Below are 632 nucleotides of genomic sequence, written 5' to 3'. Positions count from 1 at the left end.
CGATTGCCGCGATTGACCAGGATTTGTCGAACATCAACCTGCAACGTGCGAAATGGGGTGCTTTGCAAAACCGTCTGGAATCAACGGTATCGAACTTGAGCAATGTAAATGAAAACATCAGTGCTGCGCGTTCACGTATCGAAGATGCGGACTTTGCGAAAGAGAGTGCCAACCTGGCGAGAACTCAAGTGTTGCAACAAGCCGGTATGAGCATGTTGAGCCAAGCGAACCAGCAGTCACAGAACGTACTTTCTCTGGTTCAATAAAATAACGATACCAAAGTTTAAGGGAACTTTGACTGAGGTGTCTTTACCAGGGCTCTGATCCGCCAGAGTCCTGACTAAAGAGACTTGAAATAGCTTAGAGCAAATTTTTACTTCCCTTGTGTTTAGCCGCTACGACTTCGTTGTATGCGGCTTTTTTTGTATTTGGACAAAAAAAATCTAAAGAAAATTCTGGACGTGACGATAAATAAATTGAAGGCGGGAGACACTGCCTCATAAATAAAAACTTTAAAAACAAATACATACACAAACACAAGCGTGAATATATCACAAGGGAGAAAGATCATGTCAATGGTGATTAATACAAATATGGGTTCACTAAACGCAGTACGTTTATTGGATCAGTCC

At 41.9% G+C, this 632-nt stretch carries 1 protein-coding gene; it reads left to right on the top strand.

The genetic code is table 11. The features are described from left to right. On the top strand, positions 1-266 hold a 266-nt coding region (locus H8792_RS12335; RefSeq protein WP_267463323.1), incomplete at its 5' end, for a flagellin. Positions 267-632: the final 366 nt, after the last annotated feature.

Source organism: Thiomicrorhabdus heinhorstiae (assembly GCF_013391765.2).
Lineage (GTDB): Bacteria > Pseudomonadota > Gammaproteobacteria > Thiomicrospirales > Thiomicrospiraceae > Thiomicrorhabdus > Thiomicrorhabdus heinhorstiae.
This window is presented reverse-complemented; position numbering and strand designations above follow the sequence as displayed.